The following is a 17420-nucleotide window of genomic DNA, read 5'->3' as shown; positions in this document are numbered from 1 at the left end:
CCGACACAGGCCCCGCCGTCGCTTCGACCGCGGGGCCTCGTCAGGTGCGCAGAGTTTCACAACCGTGTCGCAATCCGGCGAGATGTCGGTCGCAGCGGTTAGGCTCGAATCGCATCCCTGAGAGTTTTCTGGAGGAGGAGCACCATGGCTCGCATCGGTGAGAGCGCCGACCTGTTCAAATGCTCCTTCTGCGGCAAGAGCCAGAAGCAGGTGCAGCAGTTGATCGCCGGTCCCGGCGTCTACATCTGCGACGAATGCGTCGAGCTGTGCAACGAGATCATCGAAGAACGCATGGCCGAGTCTTCGGACGGTGTCGTCAGCGACTTCGACCTCCCCAAGCCTCGCGAGATCTTCTCGTTCCTCGAGGAGTACGTCGTCGGTCAGGAACCGGCGAAGAGGGCTCTCGCCGTCGCCGTCTACAACCACTACAAGCGTGTGCGCGCCCACGGCACCCTGCAGTCGGCCGAGCAACGTGCCGACGAGGTGGAGATCGCGAAGAGCAACATCCTCCTGCTCGGTCCCACCGGCTGCGGAAAGACCTACCTCGCCCAGACGCTCGCAAAGCGCCTCAACGTGCCCTTCGCCGTTGCGGATGCGACCGCACTGACCGAGGCCGGCTACGTCGGCGAAGACGTCGAGAACATCCTGCTGAAGCTCCTGCAGGCCGCAGACTTCGATGTGAAGCGCGCCGAGACCGGCATCATCTACATCGATGAGGTCGACAAGATCGCGCGCAAGGCCGAGAACCCCTCGATCACCCGCGATGTGTCAGGCGAAGGCGTTCAGCAGGCGCTCCTGAAGATCCTGGAGGGGACGGTCGCGTCCGTGCCTCCGCAAGGCGGTCGTAAGCACCCGCACCAGGAGTTCATCCAGATCGACACCACCAACGTCCTGTTCATCGTCGCGGGGGCCTTCGCCGGTCTCGAGGACATCATCTCGGCGCGTGTCGGCAAGCACGGCATCGGGTTCGGGGCACCCCTGCACCGAAAGTCGGAAGATCTGAACCTCTTCGGCGAGGTGCAGCCCGAAGACCTTCACAAGTTCGGCCTGATCCCCGAGTTCATCGGTCGACTGCCCGTCGTGACCTCCGTGGCGCCGCTCGACCAGGCCGCGCTCATCGAGATCCTCACCGGGCCGAAGAACGCGTTCGTGAAGCAGTATCAGCGCATGTTCGAACTCGACGGTGCAGAGCTGGAGTTCGAGGACGATGCGCTTCGCGCGATCGCCGACCTCGCCGTGGCGCGCAAGACCGGCGCGCGCGGCCTCCGCGCCATCCTCGAGGACGTCCTCGGTCCCATCATGTTCGACATCCCCTCCACCGACGACGTCGCCAAGGTCATCGTGACCCGCGCAGCCGTGACTGAAGGAGCTCCGCCGACCCTCGTGCTGGAGCACAAGCGCAAGAGCGCCTGACGCGGTGTCCGCGCCGAACACGTCACCCGAGCAGCCCTCCAAGGCCGTTCGCGTGCTCCGCGTCACCGTCGCGATCGTGATGGCCACCCTCATCCTCGTCGGTGTCGGAGCCGTCACCTTCATGCACGCCTTCGGCCCGCGCGACGGAGAATCGATCGCGCATGCGCGCGTCGACATGGCGGCACGCGAGCTGCAACGGCGGGTGAACCAGCCGGGCCCGGGTGTGGATGCACAGACGCTCGCCGCCGCCGAGTTCATCGGGACGGTCGGGGGAGCAGACGTCCACGCGTATTCGTGGCGCGGGTCGACGTCCGATCCCGACGGGGCACGCATCGACGTCCGCCTGCGCGTGAGCGTCCAACCGCAACCGTCCCGCGAACTCTTCCAGCCCGGTGTCGCCGCAGGAAGCGCCACGGAGTGCTTCCGGTTCCACGTGCGGCAGGGTCGCTCGTCCTATCGGCCGATCGAATGCCCCGCCTCGATTCCGTCCTCGACGCCGACCCTCCCCGCGTCCGCGGCCCCCTCGCCGTCAGCGACGCCCCTTCCGATTCCCTCGGCGACACCCTGAGCGAGGCAGCGGGAGGTGGCGCCATCGCACACCGCCTCCCGCCCGCTCGTCAGCTTCCGAGTCCTCGCCGCACCAGCAGAGGCGCGATGTCGGCATCCCGCCCGCGGAAGTCACGGTACGCCTCCAACGGGTCCTTCGAGCCGCCCACTCCGAGCACGCGGTCGCGGAAGCGATCGCCACCGGCGCGGGTCAAGCCCCCGTTCTCCGCGAACCACTCGACCGTGTCGGCGTCGAGCACTTCGCTCCAGATGTACGAGTAGTAGCCCGCGCTGTAGCCGCCCGAGAACACGTGAGCGAAGTAGGTGGACGAGTACCGCGTCGGCACGACCGGATTGTGCAGACCGATGTCCGCCAGCGCCGCTGCCTCGAACGCGGCGACGTCCGTCACCGCACCGGCCTCCTCGACGTTCACGCCGTGCCATGCCTGGTCGAGCCACGCCGCGGCCAGGTACTCACTCGTGGCGAACCCCTGGTTGAAGGCTTCGGAGGCGTGCAGGCGGGCGACGACGTCGGCGGGCAACGGCTCGCCTGTGTCGATGTGCCGAGCATACGAGGAGAGCACCTCCGGCCAGAGGATCCACATCTCGTTCACCTGACTCGGGAACTCCACGAAGTCGCGGAAGACCGCGGTGCCGGCGAAGTGCGGGAAGGTCACCGTCGCGAACAGACCGTGCAGCGCGTGCCCGAACTCGTGGAACATCGTCGTGACCTCGTCGAGCGTCAGGAGCGTCGGCTTGCCGGCCGCCGGCTTGGGCACGTTGAGGTTGTTCACGACGATCGAACGCGTACCGCGCAGGTGCGACTGCGTCACGATGGAGTTCATCCATGCCCCGCCGCGCTTGGTGTCGCGCGTGTAGAGGTCGAAGAGGAACAGGCCGAGCGCGGATCCGTCGGCGTTGTGCACTTCGAAGACGCGCACGTCGGGGTGGTAGGCGGGAAGATCGGGACGTTCGGTGAACGTGATGCCGTACAGCGAGGTCGCGGCGAAGAAGACCCCGTCGACGAGCACCCGCTCCGCCTCGAACCAGGGCCGCAGTGCCGTGCGATCCACGGCATACTCCGCTTCGCGCACACGCTCGGTATAGAACGCCCAGTCGTGCGCTTCGAGCGGGAACGACTCGGGCTCAGCGTCCACCATCGCCTGCAGCGCCGCCTGCTCCGCACGCGCGTTGGCCGCCGCCGGTGCAGCGAGCTGCCGCAACAGCGCACGGACGGCCTCGGGAGAGCCGGCCGTCTCGTCGCTGGTCACGTAGGCGGCGTGGTTCTCGTATCCGAGGAGCGCAGCCCGCTGCGCACGCAGGCGCACGATCTGACGCAGCACGTCGCGATTGTCGTTCGCGTTGCCGCGCGAGCCACGCGATCGCGAGGCCGCGAGCAGACGTCGGCGGCTCTCGCGGCGCGTGAGGCTCGACAGGTACGGATGCCCGGTGAAGAGCGTGAGCGTCACGACGTAGCGTCCCTCGAGTCCGCGGTCCGCGGCATTCTGCGCGGCGGCAGACAACTCACCGTCCGTCAGGCCGTCGAGCTCGTCCGCGGAGTCGAAGACGACGGCGAGGTCGTTCGTGTCCGCGAGCAGATTCTTCTCGAACGTCGTCGTGAGCACCGACAGCCGCTGGTTGAGATCCGTGAGCTGCTGCTTCTCGGCATCGTCGAGCCCCGCGCCGGCATGAGCCATCTCGCGGAATCGACGTTCGACCAGATAGCGCTCCTCTGCGCTCAGCGCATGTTCGTCGCGACTGTCGAAAACGGCCCGTACTCTCGCGAAGAGCGCGCCGTCCAATTGCACGGCATCGTGATGGGCGGCCATCAGCGGCGCGAGCGTCTCTTCGATCTCCTGGATCTCGGGCGTCGCGTCGGCGGAGGAGACCGTGTAGAAGGTGCGCGCCACCTGGCCCAAGAGCTCTCCGGCGCGCTCCAACGCGACGATCGTGTTCTCGAAGGTGGGGGCGGACTCGTCAGCGACGATGGCATCGATCTCGCTGCGGTGCCGCGCGAACCCCTCCATGAACGCGGGGAGATAGTGCGCCGGGGCGATCGACGAGTAGTCGGGGAGGCCGTAGGGCAGTGAAGAGGGTGCCAGCAGAGGATTGGAGTCGACGTCGATCATCCCTCCAGCGTAGGCCGGAAATCTCCAAAGATCTGGTTGCAAAGCATTCTTTGCAAGAGTAGCTTTGCATCATGACCCCCGATGATGCACCCGACGGATCCGTAACGGGACGCGCCGAAGAGCGCCGACTCGACGCCGGAGCGCTGCGCGCCCTCGCCCACCCGCTGCGGATCGAGATCTTCGACATCCTCAACCAGTACGGCCCGCAGACGGCCAGTTCCTTGGCGGCGATGACGGGGGAGTCGTCCGGGGCAACCAGCTACCACCTGCGCGCACTCGCGAAGCACGACCTCATCCGAGAGATCAGTGACCGCGGCACGGGACGCGAGCGCTGGTGGGAGCGGCCCCGCGGCGGCATCTCCTTCACCAACCCGGAGGCGATGAAGACGCCCGCCGGCAAGGCGGCCACGCAACTCGTCATGAGCGAGTTCCTCACGCGGCGTCACCAGCAGTTGATGCGCTACGTGACCGAGAGCTTGGCCTCTCCCGACGGCCTCGACGAAGCCAACGCGATGGTCGCCACCTCGACGTTGCGACTCACTCCGGCACAGACGGAGGCGCTCATCACCGAGATGCACGAGCTCGTGCTGCGCTACGGCGACCTCTACCGCGATCAGACCGGCGAGGACCTCCATCCCATCAGCATCCGCACCGACGTTTTCCCGCTCCCCGAAGACGGACTCAGCTCATGACGACTCCCGCCACTCACGAGGATGCCGGGGCACCGGCGTCCTCGCCGATGCCAGCCGCCCACCGGGCCCCGCTCGGGCGGGGTTTTCGCACGCTGTGGTCGGCGGCGGTCTTCAGCAACCTCGCCGACGGTGTCGGACGCACGGCGGTGCCCCTGATCGCCATCACGCTGAGCTCCGACCCGCTGGTGATCTCGGTGCTGTCGGCATTGGCGTTCGTGCCGTGGTTGATTTTCGGCTTGCCCGCGGGGATGATCGTCGACCGCCTGGATCGGCGCTACGTCATGGCGTTGGCGAACGTGATCCGGGGAAGCGTGGCGCTGTGGCTCGCCGTCCTCGGTGCCTCCGGCAGCCTGAGCCTCTGGGCGCTGTTCGTCGGCACGCTGGTGTTCGGCCTGGGCGAGACGCTGTTCGACAACGCCACGAATGCGGTCATCCCCGGCGTGGTCGAGCGTGATCAACTCGATCGCGCGAACGGGTGGATCCAGGCTGCTCAGGTGACCGTCGACAGTTTCATCGCCACCCCGATCTCCGGCATCCTGTTCGCCGTCTCCCTCGCCCTGCCGCTCTGGATCGGTTCGGCGGGGTACCTTGTCCCGGTCGTCCTCGCTCTGCTGCTTCCCCTTTCGGCGGCTCGGCCGCTTCGCGCGCCGGCCGACCCCGACGACGCCGCTCGTCCTGCTGCACAGCGCTCGGGGGCGCGGGAGGCGCTCGCCTACCTGTGGCATCACCGCTATCTGCGCACGATGGTCGTGTTCACCTCGTTCACCGGAAGCGCGCTGGCTTTCGCGCAGGCGGTCATCGTCCTCTTCTTCGTCGACGCGCTGGCCGTCCCGGCCGCTGCCATCGGGTTCGTCACCGCCGGTCTCGGGGTAGGCGCCCTGTGCGGATCGCTGCTCGCGCCGCGTCTGGTGGCTCGATGGGGGCGGGGCACGGTGATGTTCGCAGCAATCCTCAGCGGAGGTGTCGCGATGCTTCTCACCGGCATCGCACCGTCGGTCTGGACGGCCATCCTCGCCTTCGCAACCGCCGCGTGCGCGGTGTCGATCTGGAACGTGCCGTGGGGCAGCCTGCGTCAGCAGATCATCCCGCCCGACATGTTCGGCCGCGTGCTCGGCATCACGCGCACCCTCACCTGGGGGCTGTTCCCGATCGCCACGATCCTCGGCGGCCTCGTCGCGCGGATCGATCTGCGCCTGCCCTTCCTCATCGGTGGCGCCGCGACGGCGATCGTCGCTCTCCTCGGCATGCGACTGCTCATCGCGGGGACGCGACAGGCGGGAGCGGAGATCGCTTGACGGCGCTCGAGGCGGCGATGTCAGAGCAGACCCCTACTGTCGTCGGCATGGGCCGAATCATCTTCGACACCGCCGTTTCGCTCGACGGCTTCATCGCCGATACGGACGGCTCACTCGAGTGGCTCTTCGCTGCGGCCGGCGGGACCGACCCCGATCCAGACCTGCTTCCCTCGAACGCCGGCGCTCTGGTGGAGGGGGCGACGACGTACGAGTGGGTACTCGCGGCGGAGGATCTGCTGGTGCACCCCGAGCGCTGGCGAGAGCTCTATGGCGACACGCCCACGTTCGTCTTCACCACGCGCGCGCTGCCGATTCCCGCGGGCGCCGATGTCACCTTCGTCTCCGGTGCGGTCGCTGCGGCGCTGCCGCGGATCCGCGCGTCGGCAGGAGACCGTGACATCTGGGTCGTGGGGGGCGGAGACCTGGCGGGTCAGTTCTTCGACGCGGGTGCCCTCGACGAGATCGCCGTGTCGGTCGCGCCCGTCACGCTCGGCGCAGGGGCGCCGCTGCTGCCCCGGCGCATCGAAGCAGAGCGCCTCTCCTTGCGCTCTGCTCACGCGGCTGGGCCCTTCGCCCGGCTCGTCTACGACGTCCTGCCGCCGACGCCGTCCTTCACCTAGGAGCGCCCGTTCTCAGCCGAACTCATCCTCGTCGTCGTGCCGCACGAGCACCTCACCGGATGCCGTGGCCTCCACGATCACGCCGGTGTCCAACTCGGCGATCGGGCGCCCCTCCAAGAAGGTCAGCGTCCAGCGAGGGCGCGGCTGGCCGAGGTCGTCGCCGGGTAGGGCGCGATCGACAGCGTGGATCTGCGGTCGCAGGACGGCAGGAACGGCCGCCGGCGGCTCGTCGCCGCTGGTCCAGCGTGTCCCGAGCTGCATCTCACGCCTCCGGAGCGAGCTCGACGGCCTGCACGACCAGGCCTTCCCCGCCACCGACCAGCTCCAGCTCGGCGATGCGCCCGACAGCCTTGAGGTCGCCCTCCGCGAGACGGAGGGCGGCGATGGTCACGTCGTCACCCCCGAGCACGAGGCGCGCCACCGGCGTCTTCTGAGACGCCTTGGCCTCGGTCTTGGCACGGCGGATGCCGATGAGCGCAGCGCTGGCCGCCGCGAGCACGCCCGGGTCACCGGGTGCGCCGCCGTCGACAGGCTCAGGCCAGGACGCGGTGTGCACCGAGCCGTCCTCGAACCATGACCAGGCTTCCTCCGTCGCGAACGCGAGCACGGGGGCGAGGAGACGCAGCAACGTCGACAGCGCCGTGCGCAGCGCCAGGGCGGCAGAAGCCTGACCGACGTCGGTCTGGTTGTAGGCGCGCTCCTTGACCAGTTCGAGATAGTCGTCGCAGAAGGTCCAGAAGAACGCCTCGGTGATCTCCAGGGCGCGTGCGTGGTCGTACGCCTCGAAGGCGGCCGTCGCGTCGCGCACGACGCGGTCCAGGGTCGCGAGCATCGCGGCGTCCAAGGCGTGCGTCACTTCGGCACCCGCGGGAACCGGGAACGACAGCACGAACTTGGCGGCGTTGAGCACCTTGATCGCCAGTCGTCGCCCGATCTTCACCTGGGTCGGGTTCTGGGGATCGAAGGCCGCGTCGGCGCCCAGACGGCTGGACGCGGCCCAGTAGCGCACCGCGTCGGTGCCGTGCTGGTCGAGGATGTCGGCAGGCGTGACCACGTTGCCCTTGGACTTCGACATCTTCTTGCGGTCGGGATCGACGATGAAGCCGCTGATGGCGGCATCCGACCACGGAGCCCGATCGTCCTCGAGAGCCGAACGCACCATCGTCGAGAACAGCCACGTGCGGATGATGTCCTGTCCCTGCGGACGCAAGTCGAACGGTGCGACGACATTCCAGAGCTCGTCGTCGCGCTGCCACCCGCCGGCCAGCTGGGGAGTCAGCGAAGACGTCGCCCACGTGTCGAAGATGTCCTTCTCTCCCTCGAAGCCGCCGGGCACGCCCCGCTGCGACTCGTCATACCCGGGGGCCGCGTCGGTCGTCGGATCCACCGGCAGCGACGCGGCATCCGCCGTGATCACAGCGCCGTCGATCCTCTCGCCGTTCTCGTCGAGCGGGTACCAGACAGGGATGGGCACACCGAAGAAGCGCTGACGGCTGATGAGCCAGTCACCGGTGAGGCCGTTGGTCCAGTTCTCGTAGCGCACGCGCATGAAGTCCGGATGCCACTGCATGCCCTGACCGAGTGCGATGAGCTTCTCGCGGAACGCCTCGTCGCGGGCGCCGTTGCGCAGGTACCACTGGCGCGTCGAGACGATCTCCAGCGCACGGTCGCCCTTCTCGTAGAACTTCACCGGGTGACTGAACGGCTTCGACACCTGCAGCAGCTCACCCGATGCCTCGAGCAGTTCGACCATCTTCTTCTTGGCACTGAAGACCGTGAGCCCGGCCAACTCGGCATAGGCGGCCTTCGCGGACGCCGTCGTCAGAGCTTCGGGGGCGTCGGGCAGGATGCGACCGTCCTGACCGAGGATCGTGCGGTTGGGCAGGTCGAGCTCACGCCACCAGACGATGTCGGTGACATCGCCGAACGTACACACCATCGCGATGCCCGACCCCTTGTCCTGCTGGGCGAGGGGATGCGCGAGAACGGGCACCTCCACGCCGAAGACCGGAGTACGCACCGTCTGGCCGAAGTACGGCTGGTACCGCTCATCGCCGGGATTGGCCACGACAGCCACGCAGGCCGCGAGCAGCTCGGGACGGGTCGTCTCGATGTGGATGTCGCCCGAGCCGTCGCTCTTGTGGAAGGCGAGACGATGGTAGGAGGCCTGCTGCTCGCGATCCTCGAGCTCGGCCTGGGCGATGGCGGAGCGGAAATCGATGTCCCACAGGGTCGGGGCGAGCGCTTGGTAGGCCTCGCCGCGCTGGAGGTTGCGCAGGAACGCGAGCTGGCTCGTTCGGATGGTGTCGTCGGAGATCGTGCGGTACGTCTGCGTCCAGTCGACCGAAAGTCCGAGCTGACGGAAGACAGCCTCGAACGCCTTCTCGTCTTCGAGCGTCAGCTCCTCGCACAACTCGATGAAGTTGCGGCGGCTGATGGGCACCTGATCGGCGGGCTTCAAGCTCTTCGCGTCGCCGCGGAACGGGGGAGTGAAAGAGGGGTCGTACGACAATGACGTGTCGCAGCGCACTCCGTAGAAGTTCTGCACGCGACGCTCGGTGGGCAACCCGTTGTCATCCCATCCCATGGGGTAGAACACCGTCTTGCCCCGCATCCGCTCGAAGCGCACCTTCACGTCGGTGTGGGTGTAGCTGAAGACGTGGCCGATGTGCAGCGAACCCGACGCGGTCGGCGGGGGCGTGTCGACCGAGAACACACCCGCGCGTCCCTTCGCCTTCGCGGCGTCGCGATCGAACAAGTAGGTTCCCGCCGCACTCCACGCGGCATCCCACTTCTTCTCGAGGCCTTCCAGGGCGGGCTTGTCGGGAATCTGCGCGTCGGACATGGGTCTCCTCGAGCGATATGTGCGGCACTGTGTGAGCGTGCCTGAGTGTGGAATGTGCCCCACAGTCTACCCGGCTCGCGCCGCTAAGTTCCGAGGAGCTGGCGAATGCCGAGGAGTCCCCGGCCGCACTCGCTCCTCAGTTCGCGACATCTCCTCGGCATCCGGCGCACCGCCTCTTCCTCCCCAGCCCGCGCGGATCGCCCGCGACATCCACAGGACGGAGATCTCCGACCACGGCACCGGCAGAACAGCGACCCTGATCCCGTGTCGATCGAAGACGAGGTGCGCGGTGCCGGCGGGATCGTGCGCGTGCGCCGACTGCGCGAGCGCGGATGGAACGAGCGCAGTGTGCGGGCAGCGGTCGACCTGCAACGGTTGCAGCGACCCCGAAAGGGCTGGGTGGCCGTCCCCGACGCCGATCCGCACCTCGTGGCTGCGGCCCGCGCGGGAGTCGTCGTTTCGTGTGTGACCCAGGCCGAGAGGCTCGGTCTCTGGGTGCTCGACCGCAGCCAGCGACCCCACGTCGCCGCACCACCGCGCTCGGGTGGGGTCCGCGCCGCGCGGGCGCACGTGCACTGGGCGGAGCCGATCGTTCCGCGGCATCCCGACGCCCTCGTCGACGAGATCGAGAACGTGCTGGCGCTGGTCGCTCAGTGCCTCGCCTTCGAGGAGGCACTGATCGTGTGGGAGTCCGCCCTCGACAAGAAGCTCGTCCGCCTGGAAGAGCTGCACCGCCTGCCGTTTCACGGCGCAGCCCGCCGGCTTCGGGAGCGTGCGAGCCCCTATTCGGGTTCGGGGTTGGAGACGATCTTCGTGTCGCGTCTGGGCTGGCTCGGTGTGCCGATCGTGCCGCAGGTGTGGATCGCGGGCCACCGTGTCGACTTCTTGATCGGAGCGCGCCTGGTCATCCAGATCGACGGCGCCACGCACGTCGGCGCGCAACGCACGAGCGACATCGCGCATGACGCCGAACTCATGCTTCTCGGCTATCACGTCATCCGCGTCGGCTACAGCCAGGTCGTCCACCGCTGGCACGAAGTGCAGGCCCTGATCATGCGCGCCGTCGCGCAGGGGCTGCACCTCGAGCGGTGAGAGGCATCACGACCGGGGCCAGGCCACGCGGCGGATGCCGAGGAGACGGCGGATGCCGAGGAGATGGCGGATGCCGAGGAGATGGCGGATGCCGAGGAGATGGCGGATGCCGAGGAGATGGCGACCGCATCCGCTCCTCAGTTCGCGGCCTCTCCTCGCGAACCGATCGACGGCGAGCCGGCGCGGCGGGCCCACGCGTCACGGTCGACGGCGAAGGCGAGGTGTGGCATGTCGACGCCGCGGTAGTGGGTGGTGAAGGTGCGGCGCACCGTCATGCCGAGTCGGATCGCGACGTTCATCGAGGCCACGTTCGTCGAGCGGATCTTCGCGTACAGCTCGTCGATCCCCAGCGTCGAGAACGCCCAGTCACGACACCCGGCGGCGGCCTCCACGGCGTACCCGTGACCCCAGTGAGCGCGCTGGAACAGGTAGCCGACCTCGACGATCTCGTCGTCATCGATCTGCTGCCGCGTGATGCCGCACTGCCCGATCATCCTGCCCGTCCCGCTGTGCACGACCGCCCACAGCCCGAAACCGTCGTCCCGGTACCGCTGCTGCATGCGACGCAGCCACGCCGACGATTCCGCATCGCTGAACGCGCCGTTGTACGCCGTCATCGCCTCCGGGTCGTGGAGGATCGCGCGCAGGTCCGGCAGATCCTCGTCGGTCATCTCGCGCAGCCGCAGCCGCGCCGTCTCGATGTTCACGCGACGATCCGGATGCCGAGAGCCTGCGCGAACGCGGGGGCGTGAAGCTCAGCCTGTCGGGGCTGGAGCCAGGCACCGGTGAGCGCACGAACATCGGTGAATGCCAGCGCTTCGAGCCCGCGCAGATCCACATCGTCGCCTCGCATTCCACGCGTGTCGACCTCGTCGGCGCGGCATCCCTCGAAGGCGACCCGCGCGAGTCGCGCCTCAGGCAGATCGATCGAGCCGAAGCTGCAGTCGACGAAGAGCACGTCGGTGAGCTCGGCGGACGGCAGCGAGAGGTAGTCGATGTGCGCGCCGCGCACCACGACGCTGTCCCAGCGCACCCGCAGCCCGTCGAGCGTCGCGATGCGCCCGCCGGTCAGCTCGACATTGCGCCAGCTCCCGTCACGCGCGACCAGTGCCATCGCGCGGAGCTGGTCGACCGCGACGTCGACGAACGTGGCACCCGTGGCGTCGACGTGACCGGCGGCCGGTCCGGAAGCCGCATCCACCCGAGACTCGACGAGACGGCAGTGCGCGGCATCCACCTCGCCGCCCACGCCGTCAACGAGAACGCCGAGCAGGTCGACCCGGCTGCGCAGCGCGCTGACCGCGTCGAGGTCGGTGGGAACGTCGGGGGCGCTGATTCGCGGAGGCCGGGGGCCGAGAGAACCGGAGGAGCGGGCAGCCATCCCTCGAGCCTACGCGCCCGGTATGATGGTCTGATCAGCACCGATCCGGCCATCACCGGGGAGCTCGCGGAAGAACGCCCAGGGAACCCCCGGGGTCACTAGAACCGCGCGGGGCAGGCCCGTCACAGCCGTCGCATGAGTGGCCGACGATGGGTGTCGGCAAGCGGGGTGGTACCGCGGTCGCACGATCGTCCTCGCAGGAAGACTGCACGAATCCGATGCACGAGCACCTGCTGGAGTGACATGAGCTACCCCCGTCCCTCGACGAACCCCGCCGCCGGCGTCACGAGCGCTTTCGGTCCCGCCGCCGACGTGTCTCCGAGCCCCCGCTTTCCCGCCATCGAGCGCGACGTGCTCGACTTCTGGACGCGCGACGACACGTTCCGCGCCTCGATCGCGCAGCGCGACGGCGCCGAGGAGTGGGTCTTCTACGACGGCCCGCCGTTCGCCAACGGTCTGCCGCACTACGGACACCTGCTGACCGGATACGCGAAGGACCTCTTCCCGCGCTTCCAGACGATGCGGGGCAAGAAGGTCGACCGCGTCTTCGGCTGGGACACGCACGGACTTCCGGCGGAGCTGGAGGCCATGAAACAGCTCGGCATCACCGAGAAGCGCGAGATCGAGCAGATGGGGATCGCTTCCTTCAACGCGAAGGCCCGCGAGTCGGTGCTCGAGTACACCCAGCAGTGGGAGGACTACGTCACTCGACAGGCCCGATGGGTCGACTTCGAACGCGGGTACAAGACCCTCGACACCGGCTACATGGAGTCGGTGCTGTGGGCGTTCAAGGAGCTCTGGGACAAGGGCCTCGCCTACGAGGGGCACCGCGTGCTGCCCTACTGCTGGCGGGATGAGACTCCTTTGTCGAACCACGAGCTGCGCATGGACGACGACGTCTACAAGATGCGGCAGGACCCCTCGGTCACCGTCACGTTCCCGCTCGTCGGCGTGAAGGCGGAGAGCCTGGGGCTCACCGGTGTCCGCGCCCTCGCGTGGACGACCACGCCCTGGACGCTGCCGACCAACCTCGCCCTCGCGGTCGGTCCCGACATCGAGTACGTCGTCGTGCCCGGTGGGCCGAACGGAGCGGCGGATGTCCCGGCATCCGGCGACGACGAGGGCGCGGCGGCACATCGCTACCTGCTCGCTTCCGATCTGCTCGGCGGTTATGCGAAGGATCTCGGATACGAGAACGCGGCCGAGGCGGCCGAAGCCGTGGAACGGACCATTCTCGGCAGCGAGCTCGCGGACGTGCATTACGACCGACTCTTCGACTATTACGCGGATGCCGAGGTGTGGGGAACCTCGTCGGCCTGGCGCATCCTCGTCGACGATTACGTCAGCACGACCGACGGCACTGGCATCGTGCACCAGGCACCGGCGTTCGGTGAGGACGACCAGCGGATCACCGAGGCGGCCGGCATCCCGCTGATCATGAGCCTCGACGACGGCGGGCGCTTTCTCCCGCAGGTCGGCGATGTCGCGGGCGAACTGTGGATGGACGCCAACCGCCCGCTCATCCGCCTGCTGCGCGCCGAGGGCCGCCTGCTGCGCGAGGCGTCTTACGAGCACTCGTATCCGCACTGCTGGCGCTGCCGCAACCCTCTGATCTACAAGGCCGTCTCCAGCTGGTTCGTCCGCGTCACGGCGATCAAGGACCGTCTGATCGAACTGAACGAACAGATCACCTGGGCGCCGGAGAACGTCAAGCACGGCCAGTTCGGCAAGTGGCTCGAAGGCGCCCGCGACTGGTCCATCAGCCGCAACCGCTTCTGGGGCTCGCCGATCCCGGTCTGGCGCAGTGACAACCCGGAGTACCCGCGCGTGGATGTGTACGGGTCGCTCGCCGACCTGGAGCGCGACTTCGGCCGGCTCCCGCGCAATGCCGCCGGCGACGTCGATCTGCACCGTCCCTTCATCGACGAGCTGACGCGCCCGAACCCGGACGATCCGACGGGAGCGAGCACGATGCGGCGCATCGAGGACGTCTTCGACGTCTGGTTCGACTCGGGGTCGATGCCGTATGCCCAGGTGCACTACCCGTTCGAGAACCGGGAGTGGTTCGACGAGCACGCGCCGGCCGACTTCATCGTGGAGTACATCGGCCAGACGCGCGGCTGGTTCTACGTCATGCACGTCCTGTCCGGTGCCCTGTTCGACCGGCCCGCCTTCACGGGTGTCGCCTGCCACGGCATCGTGCTCGGAAGCGACGGGCAGAAGATGAGCAAGTCGCTGCGCAACTATCCGGATGTCAGCGAGGTGTTCGACCGCGACGGCTCCGACGCCATGCGGTGGTTCCTCATGGCGTCCTCGGTGCTTCGCGGCGGCAACCTCATCGTCACCGAGGAGGGGATCCGCGCCGGAGTGCGCGAGTTCCTGCTGCCGCTGTGGAACACGTGGTACTTCTTCGCGACGTACGCCAACGCCGCCGCCCCCGGGGGCTACCAGGCGACGTGGCGCACCGACTCGACGAACGTGCTCGACCGCTACATCCTCGCGCTGACCGGAGACCTCGTGCGCGGCGTCGCCGCCGACCTGGAGCAGCTGGATTCGACGACCGCCGCGGCCACGCTCCGCGACTTCGCCGAGGCGCTGACCAACTGGTACGTCCGCCGATCGCGCGACCGCTTCTGGGTGGGGGTGACCGACGACCCGGCATCCACCGAAGCGTTCGACACGCTCTACACGGTGCTCGAGACGTTGACGCGCGTCGCCGCGCCGCTGATCCCGCTGATCTCCGACCGCGTGTGGCAGGGCCTGACCGGTGGTCGCAGCGTGCACCTGGAGGACTGGCCCGACGCCGGCGCGTTCCCGACGGCATCCGACATCCGCACCGCGATGGACGCCGTCCGTGAGGTCTCGAGCGTCGCGAACGCCCTCCGCAAGAAGGAGGGCAAGCGCGTGCGCCTGCCCCTGCCGCGGCTCACGGTCGTGGTGCCGGACGCCGAGGCGCTCGCACAGTTCGAGGACATTCTGCGCGACGAGCTCAACGTGAAGGCCGTCGAGCTCGTCGAGCTCGAGGCGAGCACGGCGGTCGACTACGGCATCACGCACCGCCTGTCGGTCAACGCCCGCGCCGCCGGTCCCCGCCTGGGCAAGCAGGTGCAGCAGGTGATCGCCGCCGCCCGCGCAGGGGAGTGGACGGACGCCGACGGCTCTGTCGTCGTCGGCGGGATCGCCCTGGAGCCGGGGGAGTACGACCTCGTGCTCGAGACCGCCGGACGCCCCGACGGCGAGGCGCTCGCGGTGCTGACGGGTGCGGGAGACCGCCAAGGCGGCTTCGTCCTGCTCGACACCACCACGACGCCCGAGCTCGAAGCGGAGGGTCTCGCGCGCGACATCATCCGCGCCGTGCAGGACACCCGCAAGGCCGCCGGCTTCGACGTGAGCGACCGCATCCGCCTGCAGCTGCTGTTCTCCGCATCGGAGGATGCCGCGGCCGTCGCGGCCGCCTTCGCCACCGCGGACGTCGCGGGCGAGACACTCGCCCTCGACTACGCGGTCGTCTCACCCGAGGGCACCGCGCTCGTCGGGGAGGGATCGGTGTTGGCTGCCGCCGAGACGATCGACGCCGATCACACGGCGGTGGTCGCCGCCGGCACGTACGCCAACACCGGCGACGTCACCGTTGCCGTGACCCGGATCGGAGCGTCCTCGTGAACGACCGCCAGCGCGCCGACGCCGTCTACCGCGCCCTGTTGACCCGCCAGGGCGAGCAATGGGTGCAGCCCCGCGTCGAACGCACCCGCCGCGTGCTGGAACTGCTCGACGACCCGCAGCGGACGTATCGCGTCGTGCATGTGACCGGGACGAACGGGAAGACCTCGACCAGCCGCATCATCGAATCGATCGTGCGCGCCCACGGGTTGCGCACGGGGCTGTTCACGAGTCCTCACCTCGAACGCTTCACCGAGCGGATCATGATCGACGGGGAACCGATCGACGACGGCCTCATCGCCGACGCCTGGGACGAGATCGCCCCGATCGTCGACCTCGTCGATGCCGAGCTCGCGGCATCCGGCGATGCAGCTCTCACCTTCTTCGAGCTGCTCACGGTACTCGCCTTCGTGGCATTCGCCGACGCCCCGGTGGACGTCGCGGTCATCGAGGTCGGGATGGGCGGAAGCTGGGACTCGACGAATACGGCCGACGGGGACGTCGCAGTGATCGCACCGATCGATCTCGACCACGCCGACAAGCTCGGCCACACGATCGCCGAGATCGCCGCCGTCAAGGCCGGAATCATCAAGACCGGTGCCTCCGCGGTGTCGGCGCAGCAGCAGCCATCGGCCCTGAGCGTCCTCACCGCGGCCGCGGCTGCACGGGGCGCGTCCCTCGCCGTGGAGGGAACCGCCTTCGGTCTGACGAGCCAGGCCCTCGCCGTCGGGGGCCAGCAGCTGAGCGTGCGTGGCCTCGCGGCGACATACGACGATCTCTACCTGCCCCTCTATGGCGCCCACCAGGGTCACAACGCCGCCCTGGCGATCGCGGCCGTCGAGTCGCTCATCGGCGCCGGAACGCAGCCCATCGCACCCGACGTGCTCACCGACGGCCTCGCACAGGTGACCTCGCCCGGACGCCTCCAGCTGATCGGGGTCGCGCCCACCGTGCTCATCGACAGCGCGCACAACCCGCACGGCGCACGCGCCCTCGTGGCCGCACTGGGCGACTCGTTCGACTTCGACGAATGGGGCGTCGTTCTGGGTGCCTTCGCCGACAAGGACACGGCGGGGATCGTGGCCGCTCTCGCCCCGGCGGCGACCCAGGTGTTCGTGACGGCGCCGGACTCCGATCGGGCAGCCGACCCCGACGCGCTGGCCGACCTGGTCGAAGCTGCGGGAGTTCCCGTCACCGTGCACCGCGACCTCTCCGACGCGGCCGAAGCCGCCCGTGAATGGGCGGCGAGCTCGAACCGACGCGCGGTCGTCATCGCGGGCAGCGTCGTGCTGGCGGGCGAGGCCCTGCAACTCGCTGCCGACGGTGACTGGAAGGCGGGGTGGAGCGCGTGAGCGGGCGCGTGCGACGCGCGCGCGGCGCGGAAGAGTCGCTCGCGCAGGTCGTGCTCGGATTCGAGTCGATCATCGTCTTCCTCGGCGGCCTGGCGATCTATGGCCTGAACGCGCTTCCCGACGGCATCCCCTCATGGTGGGGGATCGTCGGCGGCTCCGTCCTCGCGGCACTCATGGTCATCACCACCGGCCTGACCCGCTCACGTGTGGGCATCCTGCTCGGCTGGCTCTGGCAGGTCGTCGTCGTGCTCGGCGGACTGATCGTGCCCGCACTCGTCCTCGTCGGAGTGATTTTCGGGGGCATGTACGCGTATGCGACCATCAAGGGCAGAGCGCTCGACCGCCGCAACGCGGTCCGCGCAGGCGCTTCCCCGCACGTCACGAACGGAGACTGA

General features: G+C 68.6%; 14 protein-coding genes. 9 read left to right on the top strand and 5 right to left on the bottom strand.

Features of this window, described 5'->3' with window-relative positions:
* The first annotated feature begins 144 nt into the window (after positions 1-144).
* Together clpX and PP359_RS02590 are read left to right on the top strand one after the other, a co-directional pair.
* A complete protein-coding gene (gene clpX, locus PP359_RS02595) occupies positions 145-1413 on the top strand; it encodes an ATP-dependent Clp protease ATP-binding subunit ClpX (protein ID WP_039416804.1) in 1269 nt (422 codons plus the stop codon).
* A gap of 4 nt (positions 1414-1417) precedes the next feature.
* Complete coding sequence (locus PP359_RS02590; RefSeq protein ID WP_239498587.1) at positions 1418-1981, top strand: hypothetical protein; 564 nt, start codon at positions 1418-1420, stop codon at positions 1979-1981.
* Positions 1982-2030: 49 nt separating this feature from the next.
* Here PP359_RS02590 and PP359_RS02585 read toward each other — a convergent pair whose 3' ends face one another.
* Entirely contained in the window at positions 2031-4088 is a 2058-nt protein-coding gene (locus PP359_RS02585; RefSeq protein WP_499249850.1) for a M3 family metallopeptidase, read from the bottom strand.
* Between the two features lie 71 nt (positions 4089-4159).
* On the opposite strand from PP359_RS02585, the gene PP359_RS02580 reads away from it, so the two are divergent.
* From PP359_RS02580 to PP359_RS02570, 3 genes are read left to right on the top strand one after another with little or no spacing between them, the layout of a single operon-like run.
* Complete coding sequence (locus PP359_RS02580) at positions 4160-4780, top strand: winged helix-turn-helix domain-containing protein (protein ID WP_036316170.1); 621 nt, start codon at positions 4160-4162, stop codon at positions 4778-4780.
* Positions 4777-6075, top strand: coding sequence for an MFS transporter (locus PP359_RS02575; RefSeq protein ID WP_499249849.1), 1299 nt, complete (start codon positions 4777-4779; stop codon positions 6073-6075). The genes PP359_RS02580 and PP359_RS02575 overlap by 4 nt, the downstream gene beginning before the upstream one ends.
* 47 nt (positions 6076-6122) lie before the next feature.
* Positions 6123-6695, top strand: coding sequence for a dihydrofolate reductase family protein (locus tag PP359_RS02570; protein WP_208656998.1), 573 nt, complete (start codon positions 6123-6125; stop codon positions 6693-6695).
* A gap of 12 nt (positions 6696-6707) precedes the next feature.
* On the opposite strand, the gene PP359_RS02565 is transcribed toward PP359_RS02570, so the two are convergent.
* Both PP359_RS02565 and valS read right to left on the bottom strand, forming a co-directional pair.
* Positions 6708-6956 carry a hypothetical protein gene (locus tag PP359_RS02565; RefSeq protein ID WP_036285474.1) on the bottom strand — a complete coding sequence of 83 codons (249 nt, stop codon included), beginning with the start codon at positions 6954-6956 and terminating at the stop codon, positions 6708-6710.
* A gap of 1 nt (position 6957) precedes the next feature.
* Complete coding sequence (valS, locus tag PP359_RS02560) at positions 6958-9540, bottom strand: valine--tRNA ligase (RefSeq protein ID WP_135949180.1); 2583 nt, start codon at positions 9538-9540, stop codon at positions 6958-6960.
* Between the two features lie 264 nt (positions 9541-9804).
* On the opposite strand from valS, the gene PP359_RS02555 reads away from it, so the two are divergent.
* Positions 9805-10632: an endonuclease domain-containing protein gene (locus PP359_RS02555; protein ID WP_499249848.1), complete on the top strand. Its 828-nt coding sequence runs from the start codon at positions 9805-9807 to the stop codon at positions 10630-10632.
* A 137-nt stretch (positions 10633-10769) separates the two neighbouring features.
* Here PP359_RS02555 and PP359_RS02550 read toward each other — a convergent pair whose 3' ends face one another.
* Together PP359_RS02550 and PP359_RS02545 are read right to left on the bottom strand one after the other, a co-directional pair.
* Positions 10770-11339 carry a GNAT family N-acetyltransferase gene (locus PP359_RS02550; protein WP_499249847.1) on the bottom strand — a complete coding sequence of 190 codons (570 nt, stop codon included), beginning with the start codon at positions 11337-11339 and terminating at the stop codon, positions 10770-10772.
* On the bottom strand, positions 11336-12013 hold the full coding sequence (locus PP359_RS02545; RefSeq protein WP_499249846.1) for a pentapeptide repeat-containing protein: 678 nt from the start codon (positions 12011-12013) through the stop codon (positions 11336-11338). Before PP359_RS02545 ends, PP359_RS02550 begins: the two co-directional genes overlap by 4 nt.
* A 243-nt stretch (positions 12014-12256) precedes the next feature.
* On the opposite strand from PP359_RS02545, the gene ileS reads away from it, so the two are divergent.
* The 3 genes from ileS to PP359_RS02530 are packed head-to-tail and all read left to right on the top strand — an operon-like array spanning position 12257 to position 17420.
* On the top strand, positions 12257-15676 hold the full coding sequence (gene ileS / locus PP359_RS02540) for an isoleucine--tRNA ligase (RefSeq protein ID WP_499249845.1): 3420 nt from the start codon (positions 12257-12259) through the stop codon (positions 15674-15676).
* Entirely contained in the window at positions 15673-17025 is a 1353-nt protein-coding gene (locus PP359_RS02535) for a bifunctional folylpolyglutamate synthase/dihydrofolate synthase (RefSeq protein WP_347417335.1), read from the top strand. The genes ileS and PP359_RS02535 overlap by 4 nt, the downstream gene beginning before the upstream one ends.
* The gene (locus PP359_RS02530) at positions 17022-17420 is read left to right on the top strand and encodes a DUF4233 domain-containing protein (RefSeq protein WP_244295658.1); all 399 of its coding nucleotides are present in this window, start codon (positions 17022-17024) and stop codon (positions 17418-17420) included. Before PP359_RS02535 ends, PP359_RS02530 begins: the two co-directional genes overlap by 4 nt.

This window comes from Sphingomonas sp. BLCC-B65 (assembly GCF_028550675.1).
Lineage (GTDB): Bacteria > Actinomycetota > Actinomycetes > Actinomycetales > Microbacteriaceae > Microbacterium.
The sequence above is the reverse complement of the archived record's forward strand: the minus strand, read 5'-3'. Positions and strand labels throughout refer to the sequence as shown.

What these genes read in the sequence shown, in the direction of transcription:
- clpX (WP_039416804.1), top strand. Translation starts at nt 145, where the DNA reads ATGGCTCGCATCGGTGAGAGCGCCGACCTGTTCAAATGCTCCTTCTGC.
- PP359_RS02585 (WP_499249850.1), bottom strand. Translation starts at nt 4,088, where the DNA reads ATGATCGACGTCGACTCCAATCCTCTGCTGGCACCCTCTTCACTGCCC.
- PP359_RS02580 (WP_036316170.1), top strand. Translation starts at nt 4,160, where the DNA reads ATGACCCCCGATGATGCACCCGACGGATCCGTAACGGGACGCGCCGAA.
- PP359_RS02575 (WP_499249849.1), top strand. Translation starts at nt 4,777, where the DNA reads ATGACGACTCCCGCCACTCACGAGGATGCCGGGGCACCGGCGTCCTCG.
- PP359_RS02570 (WP_208656998.1), top strand. Translation starts at nt 6,123, where the DNA reads ATGGGCCGAATCATCTTCGACACCGCCGTTTCGCTCGACGGCTTCATC.
- PP359_RS02565 (WP_036285474.1), bottom strand. Translation starts at nt 6,956, where the DNA reads ATGCAGCTCGGGACACGCTGGACCAGCGGCGACGAGCCGCCGGCGGCC.
- valS (WP_135949180.1), bottom strand. Translation starts at nt 9,540, where the DNA reads ATGTCCGACGCGCAGATTCCCGACAAGCCCGCCCTGGAAGGCCTCGAG.
- PP359_RS02545 (WP_499249846.1), bottom strand. Translation starts at nt 12,013, where the DNA reads ATGGCTGCCCGCTCCTCCGGTTCTCTCGGCCCCCGGCCTCCGCGAATC.
- ileS (WP_499249845.1), top strand. Translation starts at nt 12,257, where the DNA reads ATGAGCTACCCCCGTCCCTCGACGAACCCCGCCGCCGGCGTCACGAGC.